Annotated in this window: 30 protein-coding genes; 22 read left to right on the forward strand and 8 right to left on the reverse strand. The window is 32.5% G+C overall.

The window, feature by feature from the left end; translation table 11 throughout:
- The first annotated feature begins 71 nt into the window (after positions 1 to 71).
- The 6 genes from CVD28_RS00675 to CVD28_RS00700 all read left to right on the forward strand — a co-directional run bounded on the left by CVD28_RS00675 (position 72) and on the right by CVD28_RS00700 (position 5,596).
- Positions 72 to 287, forward strand: coding sequence for a hypothetical protein (locus tag CVD28_RS00675; RefSeq protein ID WP_101590329.1), 216 nt, complete (start codon positions 72 to 74; stop codon positions 285 to 287).
- Positions 284 to 502: a hypothetical protein gene (locus CVD28_RS00680; protein WP_101590330.1), complete on the forward strand. Its 219-nt coding sequence runs from the start codon at positions 284 to 286 to the stop codon at positions 500 to 502. Before CVD28_RS00675 ends, CVD28_RS00680 begins: the two co-directional genes overlap by 4 nt.
- Positions 503 to 602: 100 nt before the next feature.
- A complete protein-coding gene (locus tag CVD28_RS00685) occupies positions 603 to 2,087 on the forward strand; it encodes a hypothetical protein (protein WP_101590331.1) in 1,485 nt (494 codons plus the stop codon).
- A gap of 124 nt (positions 2,088 to 2,211) precedes the next feature.
- Entirely contained in the window at positions 2,212 to 2,547 is a 336-nt protein-coding gene (locus CVD28_RS00690) for a hypothetical protein (protein ID WP_101590332.1), read from the forward strand.
- A 163-nt stretch (positions 2,548 to 2,710) separates the two neighbouring features.
- On the forward strand, positions 2,711 to 4,366 hold the full coding sequence (locus CVD28_RS00695) for a type I restriction-modification system subunit M (RefSeq protein ID WP_101590333.1): 1,656 nt from the start codon (positions 2,711 to 2,713) through the stop codon (positions 4,364 to 4,366).
- A 15-nt stretch (positions 4,367 to 4,381) separates the two neighbouring features.
- On the forward strand, positions 4,382 to 5,596 hold the full coding sequence (locus tag CVD28_RS00700) for a restriction endonuclease subunit S (RefSeq protein ID WP_101590334.1): 1,215 nt from the start codon (positions 4,382 to 4,384) through the stop codon (positions 5,594 to 5,596).
- A 59-nt stretch (positions 5,597 to 5,655) separates the two neighbouring features.
- Here the strand turns inward: CVD28_RS00700 and ssb are convergent, their stop codons facing one another.
- Positions 5,656 to 6,135: a single-stranded DNA-binding protein gene (ssb, locus tag CVD28_RS00705; RefSeq protein ID WP_101590335.1), complete on the reverse strand. Its 480-nt coding sequence runs from the start codon at positions 6,133 to 6,135 to the stop codon at positions 5,656 to 5,658.
- A gap of 261 nt (positions 6,136 to 6,396) precedes the next feature.
- Between ssb and CVD28_RS00710 the strand changes: the two genes are divergently transcribed.
- The 5 genes from CVD28_RS00710 to CVD28_RS00730 all read left to right on the forward strand — a co-directional run bounded on the left by CVD28_RS00710 (position 6,397) and on the right by CVD28_RS00730 (position 11,822).
- Positions 6,397 to 9,291, forward strand: a complete 2,895-nt coding sequence (locus tag CVD28_RS00710; RefSeq protein ID WP_101590336.1) for a type I restriction endonuclease subunit R — start codon at positions 6,397 to 6,399, stop codon at positions 9,289 to 9,291.
- A 15-nt stretch (positions 9,292 to 9,306) separates the two neighbouring features.
- Entirely contained in the window at positions 9,307 to 10,194 is an 888-nt protein-coding gene (locus tag CVD28_RS00715) for a hypothetical protein (RefSeq protein WP_101590337.1), read from the forward strand.
- Positions 10,195 to 10,326: 132 nt separating this feature from the next.
- On the forward strand, positions 10,327 to 10,827 hold the full coding sequence (locus CVD28_RS00720; RefSeq protein WP_101590338.1) for a hypothetical protein: 501 nt from the start codon (positions 10,327 to 10,329) through the stop codon (positions 10,825 to 10,827).
- Between the two features lie 77 nt (positions 10,828 to 10,904).
- Entirely contained in the window at positions 10,905 to 11,573 is a 669-nt protein-coding gene (locus CVD28_RS00725) for a hypothetical protein (protein WP_101590339.1), read from the forward strand.
- Positions 11,574 to 11,642: 69 nt separating this feature from the next.
- On the forward strand, positions 11,643 to 11,822 hold the full coding sequence (locus CVD28_RS00730; protein WP_101590340.1) for a hypothetical protein: 180 nt from the start codon (positions 11,643 to 11,645) through the stop codon (positions 11,820 to 11,822).
- Between the two features lie 48 nt (positions 11,823 to 11,870).
- Here the strand turns inward: CVD28_RS00730 and CVD28_RS27645 are convergent, their stop codons facing one another.
- From CVD28_RS27645 to CVD28_RS27650, 7 genes are read right to left on the reverse strand one after another with little or no spacing between them, the layout of a single operon-like run.
- Entirely contained in the window at positions 11,871 to 12,044 is a 174-nt protein-coding gene (locus tag CVD28_RS27645) for a hypothetical protein (protein WP_180953818.1), read from the reverse strand.
- A gap of 15 nt (positions 12,045 to 12,059) precedes the next feature.
- Complete coding sequence (locus CVD28_RS00735) at positions 12,060 to 12,392, reverse strand: hypothetical protein (protein ID WP_101590341.1); 333 nt, start codon at positions 12,390 to 12,392, stop codon at positions 12,060 to 12,062.
- Positions 12,393 to 12,956 (reverse strand): hypothetical protein, encoded by a 564-nt coding sequence (locus CVD28_RS00740; protein ID WP_101590342.1) that lies wholly within the window; start codon positions 12,954 to 12,956, stop codon positions 12,393 to 12,395.
- Positions 12,953 to 13,270 carry a hypothetical protein gene (locus CVD28_RS00745; RefSeq protein ID WP_101590343.1) on the reverse strand — a complete coding sequence of 106 codons (318 nt, stop codon included), beginning with the start codon at positions 13,268 to 13,270 and terminating at the stop codon, positions 12,953 to 12,955. Before CVD28_RS00745 ends, CVD28_RS00740 begins: the two co-directional genes overlap by 4 nt.
- Before the next feature lie 21 nt (positions 13,271 to 13,291).
- Complete coding sequence (locus CVD28_RS00750; RefSeq protein ID WP_101590344.1) at positions 13,292 to 14,020, reverse strand: ATP-grasp domain-containing protein; 729 nt, start codon at positions 14,018 to 14,020, stop codon at positions 13,292 to 13,294.
- On the reverse strand, positions 14,017 to 14,232 hold the full coding sequence (locus CVD28_RS00755) for a hypothetical protein (RefSeq protein ID WP_101590345.1): 216 nt from the start codon (positions 14,230 to 14,232) through the stop codon (positions 14,017 to 14,019). Before CVD28_RS00755 ends, CVD28_RS00750 begins: the two co-directional genes overlap by 4 nt.
- 14 nt (positions 14,233 to 14,246) lie before the next feature.
- Positions 14,247 to 14,390, reverse strand: coding sequence for a hypothetical protein (locus tag CVD28_RS27650; RefSeq protein ID WP_180953819.1), 144 nt, complete (start codon positions 14,388 to 14,390; stop codon positions 14,247 to 14,249).
- A 148-nt stretch (positions 14,391 to 14,538) separates the two neighbouring features.
- Here CVD28_RS27650 and CVD28_RS00760 point away from each other — a divergent pair, with 148 nt between their 5' ends.
- The 11 genes from CVD28_RS00760 to CVD28_RS00815 all read left to right on the forward strand — a co-directional run bounded on the left by CVD28_RS00760 (position 14,539) and on the right by CVD28_RS00815 (position 18,488).
- Positions 14,539 to 14,790, forward strand: coding sequence for a hypothetical protein (locus CVD28_RS00760; RefSeq protein WP_101590346.1), 252 nt, complete (start codon positions 14,539 to 14,541; stop codon positions 14,788 to 14,790).
- Positions 14,791 to 14,811: 21 nt separating this feature from the next.
- Positions 14,812 to 15,009 carry a hypothetical protein gene (locus tag CVD28_RS00765; protein ID WP_101590347.1) on the forward strand — a complete coding sequence of 66 codons (198 nt, stop codon included), beginning with the start codon at positions 14,812 to 14,814 and terminating at the stop codon, positions 15,007 to 15,009.
- 17 nt (positions 15,010 to 15,026) lie between these two features.
- Positions 15,027 to 15,248, forward strand: coding sequence for a DUF3797 domain-containing protein (locus tag CVD28_RS00770; protein ID WP_101590348.1), 222 nt, complete (start codon positions 15,027 to 15,029; stop codon positions 15,246 to 15,248).
- 2 nt (positions 15,249 to 15,250) lie between these two features.
- Positions 15,251 to 15,430 carry a GTP-binding protein gene (locus CVD28_RS28525; RefSeq protein WP_101590349.1) on the forward strand — a complete coding sequence of 60 codons (180 nt, stop codon included), beginning with the start codon at positions 15,251 to 15,253 and terminating at the stop codon, positions 15,428 to 15,430.
- Entirely contained in the window at positions 15,430 to 15,906 is a 477-nt protein-coding gene (locus tag CVD28_RS00780; RefSeq protein WP_101590350.1) for a hypothetical protein, read from the forward strand. The genes CVD28_RS28525 and CVD28_RS00780 overlap by 1 nt, the downstream gene beginning before the upstream one ends.
- A 373-nt stretch (positions 15,907 to 16,279) precedes the next feature.
- Positions 16,280 to 16,516 carry a hypothetical protein gene (locus CVD28_RS00790; RefSeq protein ID WP_101590352.1) on the forward strand — a complete coding sequence of 79 codons (237 nt, stop codon included), beginning with the start codon at positions 16,280 to 16,282 and terminating at the stop codon, positions 16,514 to 16,516.
- A gap of 63 nt (positions 16,517 to 16,579) precedes the next feature.
- A complete protein-coding gene (locus CVD28_RS00795) occupies positions 16,580 to 16,831 on the forward strand; it encodes a hypothetical protein (RefSeq protein WP_101590353.1) in 252 nt (83 codons plus the stop codon).
- Positions 16,832 to 16,861: 30 nt separating this feature from the next.
- Positions 16,862 to 17,065, forward strand: a complete 204-nt coding sequence (locus CVD28_RS00800; protein WP_101590354.1) for a hypothetical protein — start codon at positions 16,862 to 16,864, stop codon at positions 17,063 to 17,065.
- Between the two features lie 18 nt (positions 17,066 to 17,083).
- The gene (locus tag CVD28_RS00805; RefSeq protein ID WP_101590355.1) at positions 17,084 to 17,263 is read left to right on the forward strand and encodes a hypothetical protein; all 180 of its coding nucleotides are present in this window, start codon (positions 17,084 to 17,086) and stop codon (positions 17,261 to 17,263) included.
- A 145-nt stretch (positions 17,264 to 17,408) separates the two neighbouring features.
- Positions 17,409 to 17,957: a hypothetical protein gene (locus CVD28_RS00810; protein WP_101590356.1), complete on the forward strand. Its 549-nt coding sequence runs from the start codon at positions 17,409 to 17,411 to the stop codon at positions 17,955 to 17,957.
- Between the two features lie 15 nt (positions 17,958 to 17,972).
- The gene (locus CVD28_RS00815) at positions 17,973 to 18,488 is read left to right on the forward strand and encodes a hypothetical protein (protein WP_101590357.1); all 516 of its coding nucleotides are present in this window, start codon (positions 17,973 to 17,975) and stop codon (positions 18,486 to 18,488) included.
- The last annotated feature ends 4 nt before the right edge of the window (positions 18,489 to 18,492 follow it).

The following is an 18,492-nucleotide window of genomic DNA, read 5'->3' on the forward strand; positions in this document are numbered from 1 at the left end:
AACCCCTTTTATATAGAAAAAAAGAGAGGCTTATTTTAAGCTAAAAAAAAGAATGTGAAAGTGGGGAAAATATGAAAAAAATTGGAGCTATTTTATGGTTATTCATTTCTGTTGTAGGTATAATATACAATTATTTTCTTGGTAAAGAAAATCCAAACGATGTTGTTTATGGAGTAACAATGCTTATTTTAATCGCACAAACAGTTGTCATTATCATATACTTACGCATGATATATGTTGCGAACGTAAAGATAAAACGAATAAGAGAGGAGAGAGAAAACAAATGATTCCAACAAAAGATTGGTGGGTAAATCTTTCTATCATTCCTCTTGTATTTTTGATTCCTGACTTGATTGTTCAGGGTTTTTCAATTGGAAAGTTTGTACTGACAATTATTGTTTTACTAAACATTGTAGTTGGCTTTTTGTTAAGAGATAAGAATAAAACATTGCAAGAAAAATTGTTAGAAGAAGAATATAAACGTAAGAATGATTCGATTTAGGGAGGCATCAGCCTCTCTTTTTTTATTTATTTGTGTTCTAAACGAATAACATATAAAACATTATCCAAAATCAAGAAAAAAGGAAAAGGAGGAATGAATTGTGATAATCGCATTAGATGGATTTAAGAAAAAAGAAGTACGTCTTTGTAATGATAGCAGATATTTAAATACCTTAGTTTTAGGTCAAAAAGGGACAGGCAAATCAGACCATGTGCTGTTAAATATGTACTATCAGGATTTGAAAGACAAAGACCATAGTATTTTTGTATTTACCTCAAAAGGAGATACATCTTATAAACTTTACACATTAGCAAAACATATGGGGAGAAAAGTTCATTTGATTAAACCTGAAACCAATAGCTTTAATATTAATCTATTAAAAGGGGAAGAACAAGAAGTCACAGAATATATGACAGAATTGTTTAGTCATGTATTTAAAGGAATGGATATGTTCTTCCAAGAAATGAATAAAACGCTACTTGTTTATGGAATTAAAGTAGTGAAACGTACACTTGGAGAACACGCAACCATTGAAGACCTATGGGATGTCATGGAAAACATCAATGGATTAGGAAGAAAGCGTGTATTAGAGTTTTCACGTTTGAAACCTGAAGACGTTTGTATGGCAAAAGAAAATGGAAATATTGCCTCCTGGTTCTTGAATGAGTATTTTGTTGAGAAAAAAGAGTATAGAGTATATGAATATTGTTCTGCTATCCGAATGAAAATAAGGGAATTGGTTGATTTTCAAAATAACTATAACTTCTCACCAGAAGAGGAGGACTTACCTGATTTCAAGAAAGTTCTAAAGAATCATGAAGTGGTGATTGTGGACACTGAATTTTTGACGTATAAAGACTATGCTTCCTTAATGGGTAGTTATCTATTAATGAAGATTCAACAAGAATTGCTTCAAGCGGATTCTGCAGATAGCTTTATGTATCTGGATGATTTTCAGAAGTATTACCCTGTTCTGACAGAATTGTTAGAAGGAAGCCATATTAAGAATGTAGGGATTATGTTATTCCTTCAAGAAATGAGTCAATTAAATATCTATCCTGAATACAAACATGTGATTCAAAATAGCGTTTCAAACCTAATTCTATTAGAGAGAATTTCTTATGAAGACTACTTGTTTTACAAGACCTATATGAACGCTGAACTTCTGAACCGTAAGAGAGGGGAAATCGTCTATAAACTTATCAATCGTGAAGGAACGTCTGAAAGTACGAATGGTACGCTTTATGCGAATGAAAAATTACTCCTTCAATATGAGAAATTCTTGGATTACAAAAAGAACTTAACCAAGAAAAAGAAAAAAAGAACCAGCACAAAGAAAGTGGAAGAAGTGGTAGAGGAAAAGCAAGTAGAAGCACCTATTGAACTTGAAAAAGAGGTAGAACAAGAAGTAGGGGAAAAGATAGAGGAGAAAGCAGAAATGTTTGAAATCAATCTTCCTGAATCTTTACTAAAAGTAGAGCCATCATCACCAAAGAGAACCTTTTCTCAAATTAAAAGAGAAGGAGACGGAAAAGAATATTTATCTCCTACTGAACTCTTCAATGAAGATGAAGAAAACGAATAAAGAAGAGAGGCTTATCCTTAGAGGATAGGTCTTTTTCTTGTAGAACCGTTCTATATCGCATAAAAGATAAGAGGAACAACAAAATAGGCATAACAATTTATATATGAAGATGGAGGAGTTCAAAATGAACCAAATGACAATGACTGAATTTAAGAAAGAGATTATGAAGAAAGGAAAATGTGAAGAATATCAACTTGCACCGTATTTTACGTTAGAAAGCTGGTCAGCAAAAATGATTATCTTATCTAATAAAGTAACAGAGCCAACAGAAGTAACCTATCGCAAGAAAGTAATGGCGGTAGTATTCCCAATGCAGAAGACAGTAAAGGCATCCCTTACTCCTTATTTTGAGACGTTGCAACAGCATATACGTGTTATGTGTCCTGTTATGACCGTTTTTGATTTAAAAGGAAATCAAGTTGTTCAATTACATGAAGAAGAGAAAGAGAATATCGCATAAGAGGGGTAAAACCTCTCTTTTTTTATTGTCTTACATATAAAGCTAAAACGTCATTAAGCTCATAAGCCATTGGAGGTAAATCTTTCATCTGTTACCATTAAAGTAATTCGTCTATTGACAATAGTCAATGATAAAAGACTTAAATGGGAGGCGTAGAGAGAGAATGACAATTAACTTTAATGATAAAATCAACTTGATTATGAATATAGCAGACTTACTTAGAGGGGTTTACAACCCTGAACAATACAAAGAGGTAATCCTACCTTTAGTGATTTTAAAGCGTTTTGATAGCGTATTAGAAGAATATAAGGAAGCCATGCTTGAAGAATATGAGGATATGAAGGATATTCCTGATGTAAAGGAACAATTAGCAGAAGTGTTCCAATTAAAATTTTCTAATGTGAGTAAATATGACTTCAATCGTTTAGAGCAAGAGCCTGAACATATCGATGCAAACCTATTGAATTACATTCAAGGGTATTCAGATAATGTACGTGACATTATTAAGTCTTTTGAATTTGAAAAAGCCATTGCAAAATTACACAAAAATAACCTTTTGTATGAATTAATTAAAGAAATGAATAAGATTGACTTCCACCCTAATATAGTTAGCAATCGTGAAATGGGATACATTTTTGAAGAATTAATTCGTAAATTCTTAGAAAATGCACTGGCTGGAGACCACTACACACCAAGGGACATCGTAAGACTGATGACTGATTTAGTGTTACTTGGTGACGAAGAAAAATTAAAAGAACCAGGTAGATTAATCAGTGTTTATGACCCGACTTGTGGAACAAATGGGATTAACTCTGTGGTTGAAGAACGGATTCGTGAAGTGAATCCAGTTGCAAACGTAACCCCATTTGGACAAGAAATCAATGAGCAGTCTTATGCAATCGGAAAAGCAGACCTTTTAATTAAAGGTGGGGAAGCGGAAAATATCAAGTTAGGAAACACACTAACAGAAGATAGATTCCCTGATAAGAAATTCAGCTATATTATGGCGAATCCACCATACGGTATCTCTTGGAAGAAGGAACAAAAAACAGTTGAAGACGAGCATAAAACAAAAGGTGATAAAGGTCGATTTGGTGCAGGAACACCAAGAGTAAGTGATGGTTCATTACTATTTGTTCAACACATGATTTCAAAAATGGAGAAAGAAGAAGGAAGTAAAGTAGCGGTTGTTTTAAACGGTTCACCGTTATTCTCTGGTGATGCTGGTTCAGGGGAAAGCAATATCCGTAAATGGATTATCGAGAATGATTTATTAGAATCTATCGTAGCACTTCCAGATTCCACTTTCTTTAATACCTCTATCAGTACGTATATTTGGATATTAAACAACAAGAAAGAGGAAAAAAGAAAAGGGAAAGTTCAACTCATTAATGCTGTGGATGTATATGAGAAACTTCCAAAGTCTTTAGGACAAAAGCGTAAAGAGATTACAGAAGCTCAAATCAAACAACTAACTAAAATTTATCAAGCCTTTGAAGAAAGCGATATTTGTAAAATCTTTAATAATGAAGATTTCTTATTTAAAAAATTAGAGGTGAGAAGAAAATCCGATAAAAAATGGAAGGATACAGAGCAAATTCAATACAAAGAAGACATTCAAGCCTATATGGAACGTGAAGTATTACCTCATATTGAAGATGCCTATGTAGTAGAAGACAAAATAGTAGTTGGTGCAGAAATTAACTTCACACGTTATTTCTATCAATATACTCCTTTACGACCTTCTGATGTGATTAAGGAAGAAATTTTGGAAATTGAAAAAGAAGTTCAACAAATATTAAAAGACTTATTGTACTAAAGGAGGGACAAATAATTGAAAAAAACAAATGTAGAGTGGATTGGGGATATACCTGAATCATGGAATTTGGTTTCTTACAAATATATTGCTCAATTAATAAATGGTTATGCTTTTAATAGTGATGATTATGCTGAAGAAGGTATCCCTATTATAAGAATAAGCGATGTAAGAGAGAATATTGATTGGTCTCAAGTTAAAAAAATCCCTAATGATAAAGTAGAGGGAATGGATTCTTTTTTTATTAACAACGGAGACATTTTAATTGCTTTAACAGGTGGTACAATTGGAAAAACTTCAATTTTTAATGGTCATAGTAAAGCTCTATTAAATCAAAGAGTTGGATTGCTTAAACCATTAAAAACAACAAGTGAGTTTCTTAAATATATTGCCGATTCAACTTTGTTTAAAGAACCTATTAAATTATATTCAATAGGTGGAGCACAACCCAATATAGGAAAACAAGAAATTGATAATCTTAAAATTCCATTTCCAACTGTTAATGAACAGCAACAAATCGCTAACTTCCTTGATGAAAAAACATTCAAATTGGATTCAGTCATTGCTTCCAAACAAAAACAAATCAACCTCTTAAAAGAACAGAAACAGGCATTGATTAGTGAAGTTGTGACAAAAGGATTGAATTCACATGTGAATAATAGTTCACATGCTAAATTGAGATATTTTATTGAATTAGATAAAGGCAAAAAACCAGATAATCTAAATACAGATAAAATTGGAAGACCATATATTTCAGCATCTTCATTCGACTTTGGAATTTACAAAGAATATACTATTGATGAAAAAATATTGGAATGTAATGAAAATGATTCTATTGTTCTATGGGATGGAGCAAGAGCAGGATTAATAACAACTAATCATAGTGGGGCTGTATCATCGACAGCAGTTAGGATTAGAGCCAATAATAAAATTCATCCTGGGTATTTATTTTATATTTTAAAATCAAATGAAAGTATATTTAGGTCAAAGGTTAATGGGACTACTATTCCTCATATGTCAAAATCATATATTGATGAAATAGTATTTAAAGTTTTTCCAATGAATGAACAAGAGGAAATTGTTGAGTACCTTAACAAAAGAACAATAAAAATCGGATGGCTTATTTCAAAAATCGAAACAGAAATCGAAAAATTAAAAGAATACAAGCAAAGTCTTATCTTTGAAGCAGTCACAGGAAAAATTGATGTAACTCATGAAGATACAGTCGCTTAACCACACAAAAAAGACCTACTCAATTAAGAGATAGGTCTTTTTGTATTGACTATTGTCAATTAAAATGGAAGGTCGTCATCAGAAATGTCGATTGGCTTACCATTATTAGCAAATGGGTCTTCATCTACCTTTGTATATTCAGGTTTTGAAGAAGAATCACCACTGCCAGTTCCAGTGTTTCCACCAGTTTGTCCACCAGTTTGTCCACCTTGTCCAGTTCCTTTAGATTCAAGGAATTGAACACGTTCAGCCAACACTTCTGTTACATATTGACGTTTGCCTTCTTGATTGTCAAAATTGCGTGTTTGGATACTACCAGTTACACCAGCAAGGCTTCCTTTTTTCAAGAAATTTGCTACGTTTTCTGCTGGTTTTCTCCACACGACACAGTTGATGAAATCAGCTTCATAATTTCCTTCACTGTTTTTGTATGAACGATTGACAGCAAGAGTGAAAGTCGCAACAGCTACACCGTTTGGAGTGTATTTCAATTCAGGGTCTTTCGTCAGTCTACCTACTAAAGTTACGTTGTTAATCATTTTACATCCATCCTTTTTAAAAGTTTAATATTTAAATAAATATCGCCTTACTTATTGTTCCTATTAACAATTATAGACAGAGATTTATCTTTTATTCTTCTTTATTGAAGTTGTTATCCAAAGTCTATTATATTTATATTTTTGTCTAAAGTCAATGATTATTTACATGTTATTATGCCACTTCATTCATTAATTCCCTTATAATAACCACTTTTAAATCTATAATATTAGAAAAATCAACCAATTAAGGGAGGGGTATGAGTGAAAGGATTACAAGAAAAGGACTTTCAAAATCATATCCAGAATTACTTAGTAAATCATGGATATGTAAAAGGATATACGGAAAATTATCAGAAGGAGTATTGTGTAGACGAAAAGTGCTTATTTGACTTTTTATATAGAACTCAACCAGAATCAATGGAACATTTGGAATCTATTTATCGTGAAAACACACGCAATTACTTCATGTTAAAGTTATCAGAAGCAATTAAAGAGAAAAATCCTATTAAGATTTTAAAAGAAGGGATAGAGTTAGAAAACAAACGCTTTTTATTGGCGTATTTTAAACCATATAGCGGATTAAATAACGAAATCGTAGCTTTATATGAAAAGAATATTGTTTCGATTACAGATGAATTGGAGTATCACAAAGAACGAAAATTCCGTTTAGACTTCTGTATTTTTATTAATGGAATACCTGTCGCTATTTTTGAATTAAAAAATGAAGCAACTGGTCAATCATATGCTCATGCTCAAAATCAATTAAAGTACGATAGAGACCCGAAAGAAGAATTGTTTAAAAGAACACCAGTATTCTTTGCTATGGACACCAGAGAAGCCTATATGACAACTAAATTAGAAGGAGAGAATACCTTTTTCCTGCCTTTTAATAAAGGGAATGAAGAAGGGAAAGGAAACCCGATTGTAGATGGGAAGTTTGCTACTCATTATGTGTGGGAAACCATTATCCAAAAGGACAACCTATTAGAATTAGTAAAAGATTTTATGTATGTGGATGAAGAAAGACAATCCTTTATTTTTCCACGTTACCATCAAATTGATGCAGTTCGTGAAATCAGAGCTAATCTATTGTCCAACCAGCCTAATGATAATTTCTTAATTAAACACAGTGCAGGAAGCGGAAAAACCAATACGATTACTTGGACAGCGTATATGTTATCTAAATTGTTCATTAACGACCAAAAGCTATTTGATAGCGTTTTAGTCTTAACAGATAGAGTGGTACTGGATAAACAACTGCAGGATAACATTGCGTTGATTGACCATAAAAGCGGTGTAGTGAAGACCATTGAGGGTAAATCCAAAGAATTAGCAGATGCCTTAAATAACAATACCCATATTATCGTAACAACAATTCAAAAGTTTGGACATATCTACGATTCTTTAAAAACATTAAATGGTAAGCGATTTGCCATTATTATTGATGAAGCTCACCAATCACAAACTGGACAGTACCAGGCAAACGTCAAAAGAGCGTTAAATAAAGAAGATGTAGATACAGAAGATAAAGTATTAGCTGAAATCAAGAAATTAGGAAAAGCAGACAATATAAAATTCTTTGCTTTTACTGCTACACCTAAAAAAGAAACATTAGAAATGTTTGGTGTACATGATGAATCTGATAATACTTACAAGCCATTTCATTTATATAGCATGAAACAAGCTATTGAAGAAGGATTTATATTAGATGTTCTTCAGAACTATACTTATTATCAAATGTATTACAAGTTGGTTAGTAAATCGAATGAAACTTTGTTGGTAGACCGTAGAACAGCGAAAAGAGATATACGAAACTATTTAAATATCCAATCTATTGCAGAGAAAGTTCCAATTATCGTAAACCACTTCAATGATAAAGCACAATATTTATTAAATGGGAAAGGGAAAGCAATGGTTGTAACAGAAAGCAGGGAACAAGCGATTCTATACTTCTTTGCAATTAACCAATATATCAAAGATTTAAAACTGCCATTCAAAACGATTGTCGCTTTTTCAGATACGGTTAAGGTTAATGGAACAGATTATAGTGAAGAATCTTTAAATGGATTCAAGAGTGGAGAAATTCCTGATAAATTCACTTCCGATGAATATCAGATTTTAATTGTCGCAAATAAGTTTCAAACTGGATTCGATGAAAAGAAATTGGTTGCCATGTATGTAGACAAGAAGTTAAAAGGAATCAATGCTGTTCAAACCCTATCACGATTAAACCGAGTGACAAAAGGAAAGACAGACACATTTATTTTAGACTTTAAAAATCACCCTGAAGAAATTAAACAAGCCTTTGCAGAGCATTTCTTAGGAGCAGAAATTCCAAATGAAGATTATCATGAAGAGTTTTTAGATAGAGCTTATGAACGTGTACTATCGTTTAAGGTTATTACAAAAGAAACTTTAACCGACTTTTCAAAAGAGTTTTTTTCTAAGAAGAATTACGAAAAAATTGAACCTGTTCTTCAAACTGCAAAAGATAGATATAAAGCCTTATCAATGGAGGAGAAAAAGAATTTTACACATATTCTTCAAAAATATATCGATGTGTTTAATTATGTGAAACTCCTTCAACCTATGAAAAAAGAGGAGATTGTTAATCTTTACTTGGTCTCTATCAATGTATTAAAAATGACCGAAACCGAAGAGGATACAAATACACTCTTGCGAACTCGTAGAATACAAGAGATTTCTGACGTGGTAGATATTCAAACTCTTGGTTTTGTAAAGAAGTTTGAGGGAGACTTGGAATTGTCTACGGATGAAGAATTAGAATCACATAAATTAGGGCTGAAATCCGTTTCATTAGCAGAAGAGAATATTGCCTCTTTAGATGATTTACTGAATGAGTTGAATCAAGATTCGGCTACCAGTGAATTAGCCATTAAATATGAAATTCAAATCAAGCAAATCATGGATGAACTAAATGGTGAAGATACGATTTTAGAAGTTGTAAAGCGTAAAGAAAACAAATATGAGGATATAAAAGGAGCTTTAGAAGGGTTAATTAGTGGAAACATTATGCCACGATTAAAGGATTCATTCTATAAAGAGTTTATCAAGCACTTGATGAAACAAAAAGAATCAAAGGTTCGTTTTGTAGAAAAGATAGCTCAAAATTTATATCTAAAATATCACGAATAAGAAGGAGGTATTAATTTGAAAAAGAAAAAAGTAATAGGTTTAAGTTTAACAGGGGTTATAACATTAGCTCTTGTGGGTTGTGGAGCAGAAGTAACAGAAAAAAGTATAGATATTAAGAATGAAGGGGAAGTAGCGAACAATACAGAGAACTCACTTGGAACAAGTATAGATGTGACAAATATTGAAAAACAAAATGACACTATACTAATTAAAGGAAAAACTACTCTTCCAGAAGGTTCAAGTCTTTCCGTTTCTTATGAACTTTCGGGTCAAAAACCAGAAGATACTTATTTAGGAGTAAATGGAGATACGATTGTAAAAGAAGGACAATTTAAAATTTCATTAACACCCCCTAAAGTTCCAGAATTTGAAAATGGAAAGCATCAAGTTAGTGTTATGTTTACACCAAGAGGGCAATCAGATGATGTTTTAAAAATTGTTGGAAAAGACGGTGAGAATTTAACTGGTAATTTCATTTCAAATAAATATGGTTTTAATACAGTTAATGTTGTAAATCCAGTAGATTTAGATATTAAAAAAACAGAATATCCAATGATAGATATAAGTTCTTACAAGGAAGGAACAATTGAAAGAGCTGTAGCAGAATATTTTATTTCTTGGAAAAATAAAGATTGGAATAAGATGAAAGAAAACAGTCAAGTATCATGGGTACAGAACCAAAGTAACCCTATTAAAGAGTTGAAAAACTTTTATGAATTTAAAGATGTTATTGGAATTGATATAAAATCTGTTCAAAAAATTAATGAGGCAACCGCTGAAGTTATAGTTTATACTGATTTTTCTATTGGAAACGATGTTTTTAGCAAAATATTAAAGGCAAAAGTAATAAATGAAAATGGTCATTGGGGTGTAAACCCTTATTCTACAGTGAATGAAAAGTGATTTTTAAGGGAGAGGTAAATACCTCTCTTTTTTTGTTACCTCAAACCGTATAGAACCACTAACCAATAGATTCAAGCTCTCAAATCATAGACAATAGAGTGTAGACATAGATACAAATGAGGAGGTTTACCTATGAACGAAAAGAAAAAGTTTTATCAAAAAACATGGTTTATTATGATGGTGATGTTTAGTCCATTATTTCCAATAGGGATATTTTTAATGTGGAGAGAAAAAGGGGTTCATGTTGGATTTAAGATATTCTTTACCTTTATGTATTTGTATGCCATTTATTATACATTCCAAACACAAGATATTAACCTTAATCAAATCTTAGACCCAAAACAAGAACAAGTAGAGCAAAAAGAAGAGAAAAAAGTAGAAGAAAAACAAGTAAATGAATCTAATCTATCTAAAGACAATACTACGATTGTTGGGTTTGTCGATAAATACGAAGACACCTTTGGAGAATTTAAGAAAATGACTGCAGTAGAAGGGTACAACCAAGAAATCTACGATGCAGTATATGAAGTGAAAACTATTGTTGGGACATTTATGTTCTATTTAGATAAAGGAAAAATAACACTGGTTACAGATACGCAAAACCAGGAAATCAAAGGCATATCGTATGAATAAGGGTGGGAAACCACTCTTTATTTCATATTTGTAGTGAATACAATATAAAACAAAAACACTGAAAGGAGTGAATAGAGTTGGAAAACAAACAAGATAAAGAGTTTTGGAAACAAATGAAAGAAGTAGAGAAGAAAAAGGCAAAAATCATGTTTGGCAATCAACCTTCTTCTCCTGAACCAGAAAAGCCAAAGAAAAAGAATCGCTATCGTCAAATTACAGGGGGTATCCTGGTTGGATTAATGGCAGTCTATGGTGTATTGGCTTTTATTCCTGATAAAGAAGTTCCTGCGATTAGTCAAATAGAGGAGCTACCAGCAAATGAAGTTAATGAGAAAGAACTGCACTTATATTTACAGAAAATTGAAGGACTAAGTGACCACATCAGCCATTATTCAAACGAAATCTTGGCAACAAGTAATGTAAAGAAGGTAAAGGAATTAAAAGAGAGGATAAAATACTTTAAGGAAGAAGTAAAAACAGAAAGTACCGCTTTACAACCTTTAAAAGACTATTATCTTGACCAAATTGCTTTAATGGAGGAAATGGCAGATTTACAGATTGAAAACAAAGGCGACTTAAATCTAATTGAATCCCACCAGCTTCGAGAGTTAAAGAAAGAGTACAATGCTAATTTTGTGAAGGAACAAGAAATCTTCATTGCTTTATTAGAGAAATCAGGCATGTACTATAAAGTTCAAGAAGATGGTTCGCTTTACTATCGTTTATCCGATAATGAAACAAATTAATGCTGTATAAGATAAAAAAGTTTCAAAAAATAAGGTGTTTACAAAAACTATCTATTGGAGGGTATGTATATGTTGAAATGTGAAGTTTGTGAAATGGAAAGTGAGTATTTAGATGAAGTCTGTTATTACAATATTTTAGGAGATTCGATTTCAGATGAATTGGACATTGAACGGAATGCTCAAAATCCTGACGCATTAGCTCATACGTTGTGTGGAGATTGTGCGGAAACTTTCAAATTTGATAGATAAACAATAAAGAAGACCCTGGATATTAAATCCAAGGTCTTTTTGCTGTTATCAATATATATTCATCGTTGTTTTTAATTCTTGTTTATCTTTATCGAAATCTATGTCCACAAAATTCCCATCTGTAAATTTTATTACAACTGAACCGTCTAATATAGACATACCTTCAACGGTTTTACCGACTACTTCTTTTTCAATTAATTGTTCATTGTCTGTCTTTAGCACACTACCCCTCCTAATTTACCACCAGCGATAACGAAACCCCTGAAATCCTTTTACATGTATCCCTAAATGATGTTCATCCTGTAAATCATCAAGAACTAATTGACAACTTCCTGTCCAAGTACGGTCTGTCGTTAAGCACGTCATTGATGAATCTTTCTCTATCTCCATTATTTCCATAGAGGATTCAATTTCTCCATTTTTAACGAAATAGACTCTATCCCCAACAGATATATTCTTAGGAGAGCGATTCAGTGTCCAGAATTGAACCAAGTCTTCTTCTTTCATATGTTTCGATTCTTTATCATCATTTAGATATTCTGATTTTGGAATCGTAACAACAATATCCATTTACATTTCACCAGTAGGGGCTTCTTCTTTTATTTTGACACCCTGATTAGAAATAATAGGGTCTACCCATTCCAATTCATTATCCTTGTTCTTTTCAGGAATAAACCAGTATTCTTGGTTTACTTTCTCAAGAACAAAAACTTCTCCTTGAAACGCCCACTTATCATTGAGGTAAAGGGCTTCTCCATTTTTATCTACTAAACTTGTAGGTAGGGAAGTATCTTCTTCTTGTTGTTCTTCCTTTCTACGTTCTTCCCAATATTCTTTCTCAATGATTTTCTCATATTCTCGGAAAGAGGTTTCGATTGGCTGGAACTTTTCTTCTAAGATTTCACTTGTGACAATGAAAGAACAAATACCTTTTCCTAAATTCATTCCATTGAAAGAAGTATAAGCAATCACTGTCTTAAAATCACCAGTGCTTACATCCTTTGCAAAGTCTGTTGCAAAAAAGATTGTTCCTTCAAATCCGAAGTTGGGGTCATCTTGTTTTAATTCAAATAAGGTATCCCACATTCTTAACTCTTTTGTCCAACCAGTTTCTTGAATCTCTGTTTTGCTCATTCTTCGTTCTCCCCATTCTCTGTTTTTTCTTGTAATAGTGGATTGCCCTCTACAAAGTATTTTCCCAATGATGTAAAGATATAGGAGTTCCACCAGTTGTCATCCTCTTCAATAAAGCCCTGTCCTCTTAAATCACCGCAGTCATCATAAAAGAATGTACCAGTTTCATCTTTCGGGTTTTCCGCTCCGTATTTCCTTTCACGAAAATCAATTCGTTCATGTTTGAAAATAAACTTCATGATTTCGATTTCTGTATCTGACAGCTCATATCGTTTTGTTACGGAATAATTGTCTTTTTGAAATTCAATTTCCATAGCCATGTACCTTCTTTCTATTTATACAATTGTTTGTTTAAGTGCTTCGTTTTTCATGTGCATAAACCCTTGAATCATCATGATAGGTAGTCGTTGATAGTTTTCAAATCCATATAATCCACAAGATACAAATGGATGTACTTCTATTACAACACATTTACCTTTTACCATACCAATATCTAAGGTATAGGAAAGAGGAGCGTCTTCATACGCTTTTATCATGCGTTTCACCGCTTCAATATCAGGGAATATCGCAAAATCCCCTACATAATGCTTAATGCCAAGGAGTTGTCCCATTTGAACAAAGGCTCTCCATTCCGAATCAATGTCTAATACTTCCGAAACCATGTATTTGTCTTCGAGAAGGGAACTTGTTTCGCTGATTTCATCTGTAAATCTCTTATATTGACTATTTGACTTCACAAACCAATGACCAGGAGAGGGAATGTCCTCTTTACTTGCTATAAAGAGCTTTCTCCCTAAAAACTCTTCTTTTCTTAATAGAGGAGGTACATTAAGAGGTTCAATATACTTTCTATTGACGTTGTGGTAGGCTTCGATATAATCAAAGACAAATTCTAAGCTACCAATCGGAACGCAACCAGGATAACCTATCATGTTTTCTGACAACGTATATTCATAGACGGTTTCATTACGAATCCAGTTTTGTGATTCAATCGCCTTAATTAGATGAAAGGCAAAGTCATGAACCACTCTTCCATTCACCGTCTGTATCAAGAAATGTGTCATTCAGATTTCACTTCCTTTCTTAAATCTTTACCACAAATAAAACAGTAGTTCGCCTTTATGGGGAGGGTATATCCAAGAGAACCTAATTGCACACGAACCTTTAGAATATCTTCCTGCTCCCCATCAAAACGAACAGAAGTGGTCATTTCTCTATTTTCGCTTAATTCGATTGTTCTTGAGATAATGTCTTTATTTTCACAAATGGCACACATAGAAATATCCCTCCTTATATGTAATAGGCTTTACCGCATCTTTTACATTCTTTGAATTTTCCTTTTTCATCCTCGTCATAGTGAATGTCTGTACTTCCACAATCCATACACTTATCTTTATCAACCGAAGCAATATAATCGTTATATCTATTTTCCATATAGGTATCCGCTCCTTTTCTGTACATCAATTATACCATTTTTTTATAGATAAGTAAATTATAATTTACATAAAAATAAATTGATGATACAATAAATTTATACTGTTGTTCGGTAAAATAATAAAGAAAAAGAACAGGGGGAAAATACGTGATAGTTAGTATTCGTAAACAAAATTGTGATGAAACAGGAAAAATGATTAAAAAGGGTGATTTATTAATCGCCAATCATGAAGGAGCGGATTTTGATTTAACTGCAGGGCGTATTTACGTAGCAATAAAAAATCAAGGTGACGGTACATTCCATGATTGTATTCATGTGATTGACGATAGAGGCGTTGAACAGGATTACTGTTCGGCTTATTTCTGTTTTTATGAAGGTGAATTAGTTACAGAAGCATAAAACAAGGAAAGAGATAAAACGATGAAAAAAATGAGTATAGAACAAATTGCAAATAAAGTGGAAAATGAAGGGTTAGACTATGTGATTCAGCATTACATAAGCCCTGAACATATTGAAGATGAAGAATTGAAAGAATTATGGACACAGGCGAAAGACGTGTTAGGGAAAATCCAGAAAAAGTTAGACGATTGTTTAGACAACGTAGATGAAGAAGAATAGAAAGGAAGATAAAAAACATGGATGTAAGAAATTTTTTAAGAGTTGCCCCTTATATTAATGATTGTCCGAAATGCGGAAGTGACGATGTTAGTGAGGATAATGGAACAATGGAAGTGAAGGATAATCTGGTTAAACGGACATGTAAGTGCGGTTTCCATTTGGAATACGACATGAACAATGGCACAACCAGAGCCAAAGTAAAAAAGGCGGTTGAACAGGCATTACAAGGGGTTGAGTAGATTTGAAAGAAAAATTTAAAAGCAGGGTTTGTGAAACCTGTAAACAGACTCACCAGCATATTGTATGCCCTCATTGTCATAAGAACGTCAATGTAGGTTCAATGGGTCATGTCGAACATGGGAAAACCACTTTAACAGAGGCTATACGTATCGTATTAAATAAAAGAAATGGAGAATCATGATGGATTTGAAAAGAGCTTATGAAATTATTGAAAATCGTTATAATGAGGCGTATCCAAAAGACCTTATGCTGGTTGCATTTGAATTGGTGTTCAAACATCAACACGAAGCATTGACTTTAATCAATCAAAGGTCTAAAAAAGACAAAAGTCGAGATATAAACCGTTTATCTCTATCTGGTTTGAAAGGAAACACTATTGAAGAAGGTTCTCTGTCGAATCCAGAGATTGAAAGTGAAAGCCTTAAAAAGTTGATGGAAATGGGCTATAACGTAGGGATTGAATGTAAGGGGAAAGGCAGAGTTTACGAAATGAGTTTTGAAGCAACTGCCACTCGTATTCAGCAAGAAGATGAAGAATATAAAGATTATGTATTATCAACGATATACAATCATTTTCACGCTGTTGGAGATACCGTAGAAGAGGTTTCTGCTGGATTATTAGAACAAGTAATAAAGGCTAAATCAGTAAAGAAATGAAGTAATTAAAGGGTGATAAGACTAATTCATATCCGTTTAAAGATGGTTTAGTCAGATATTTCGACAAAGAGAAAGAGGGTGATAAGTATATTTAAATATAAATGCACGAAATGTAATACAGTATCAGATGAAAAAACATGGATTGAACAAAGTATGAAATCAATAGGGACAACGGAAGATGATATCGAGCCACTTAGTAATATTAATTTTGACGATTTAGAGCATAACGCACATGGTTACGATTGTCCTAATTGTTTGGAAGTTTGTTATACGGATGAAGGCGATATCGAAAAGATAGAATGTTAGTTTATGCTTCACAATTCGTAGATAATGAGGCACAGAAACAAAATGTGAAACATAGGGAGGTCTGGATATGGATTTATTAAAAGAAATAAATGAGTGGGTTCAAAAAGGTTATGATATTCGATATTTGATAACGAATCAAGTTGAAAATGGTTATCAAGCCGAGGTGTTAGCAGGTGACATGCCAAACTTCACCTATTCATTTTTCATTGAAGAAATGGAAGAAGAAATTTGGGATTACAGTGTAGATACCTTAGAAGAAGGTTTTTCTATGGCTTTGGAATGGCTGAAAAACAATCGGAAGTAACTAAAAATTACTTAACATGAAGTTCAGTGTATTTGAATTATGTTGTAAAAGAGGGGTAGTTAATTGAGTAGTGTAAAAGATTTCTTAAAAGAGCTATTGACTTCTCGACCAGAATTACATGATTTTTATGATTCGGAACAATATCAACTATCAGAAAAAATCATTGAAATAATGGTGAAGAATTGCATGACAGAAGAACAAACAGCCGAATTATTGAATGTGGATTTAAACTATTTTTTACGTCTTTCAAGTGGAGATAACACAATAGAGGTCAGTGAATACAATCACGTAATCAATAAATTGCAGAATATCTAATTTAAAGGATAATGTGTTGGGGGAGTAATTATGCACTGGTGGATAAAAGAAGAAATCAATAAATATAAAAATAAAAAAGTGAAATACAATCGTTCTATATGGACTGTTAAAGAAGTCTTTTGGAATGAAAAAGAAGAGGAATTTGTGTACTGGATTGAAAATTCCAAAGGTAAATTAGAAAAGGTGTTTGAAAAGAACATTGAATTAATAACTCTGCAACTCAAAATGTTATAACAAGGTAGGGATATAATTATGCAGATTCCAATGGGAAACAATCGGAGAGTTGACTTCTACGGAAATTCTAAAGACGGTATTCATGTAGAAATGGTCAATGAACAAGGGATTACGTATATATCAAAGAATTTAACAGAAGAAGAACGCCTTCAATTGATACATACATTAACCAGAACAGATAATGGGAGAGCGGTATAACTCCTAACCAAATAACAACGAAAAGCCTGAAGGAATTTCCTTTCAGGTTATTTTTGTTTGTAAAAAATAATTTACTTTTTCGTATAAATGTGATATAATGGTTTTATAAATAAGTTCGGGTAATACTTGCATAGGAGTGGAAAACATGGAATTTGGAACATTGGTATTAAGTGTACGTTTTAGCTTGTGGAGTGATTATCGAAGAGTAGATGGTCGATATTTGGATTTAACAACCCTTCGTATAGGGAAATTTATCTTTCAACGACCAGACAACAACCAAATCGTTGTTGAGGTAGACGGTTCTTTACTGCAAGATGCACCAGATAAGATTTTCCCTCTTAATCATGCGAATGTTCAGCATTTTAAAAAGCTGATTGAGGAGAGTTATGAAAGAAAGAAAAAAGGTGTTCAGGAAAAAATAGAAGAACTTATGGCTGAAAATAAGGAAAGACAAGCAAAAGTAAATGAACTTCAAGAAACCATTGCGGTTATCGAAGAGAAAAATAAAGTGGAGTTCTCGGAAAATCGTGCAAAAAATATCAGAGAGCTATCAAAGGCTATGCGTAAAAAGCAAAACCGAATTGAAAACACGAATCGAACGATTGATGATAAAAAGAAAGAATGGCAAAAATACGAAAAAACAAAGCAAATTTCTCTGCAACTTGTAGATGAAACAGTAAAGAAATATCTATAAAGGAGTTAGAGAGAAATGAGAAATCGTTTGAAGTATTTAAATTCTATTGAGCATTTAAGTGTATCGAATTCTAAAGAAAGTGTTTATTTTTATATTTTCAATTACACAATTGGAGACCGTTCGCTAAAACAGTTTATCCCAAGAGAAGGGTTTACTCTTAAAAAAGAAGGTTTAAATATTAAGGATGAACTGGATAAAATGATTCAACAGATTGAAAAAAATTTCATATTGTCTTATTCAGAATTTCTTTGTTTACTGGAATGCCTGGATAAATTTAAAACGTATAACATGAAATATAAAGTCTCTGTCGAAAATGATGAAATTGTTGTATTTTTCGATAAACAGAAGACGCATGAACCGAATAATTTAAAGGATTTTTCTAATTACTTTTACAAAGATAATGATTCATTGTGTCAACGCTATGTTAATAGTGATAAATTCTATATTACTCCATTGTGGAATAAAGAAAATCCAACGATTGAAGATTATCTTAATTACTTTGAAAAAGCACTTTCAACAGTTCATATCTAAATCG

Origin of the sequence: Bacillus sp. M6-12 (assembly GCF_002860285.1) — a bacterium.
GTDB lineage: Bacteria > Bacillota > Bacilli > Bacillales > DSM-1321 > Peribacillus.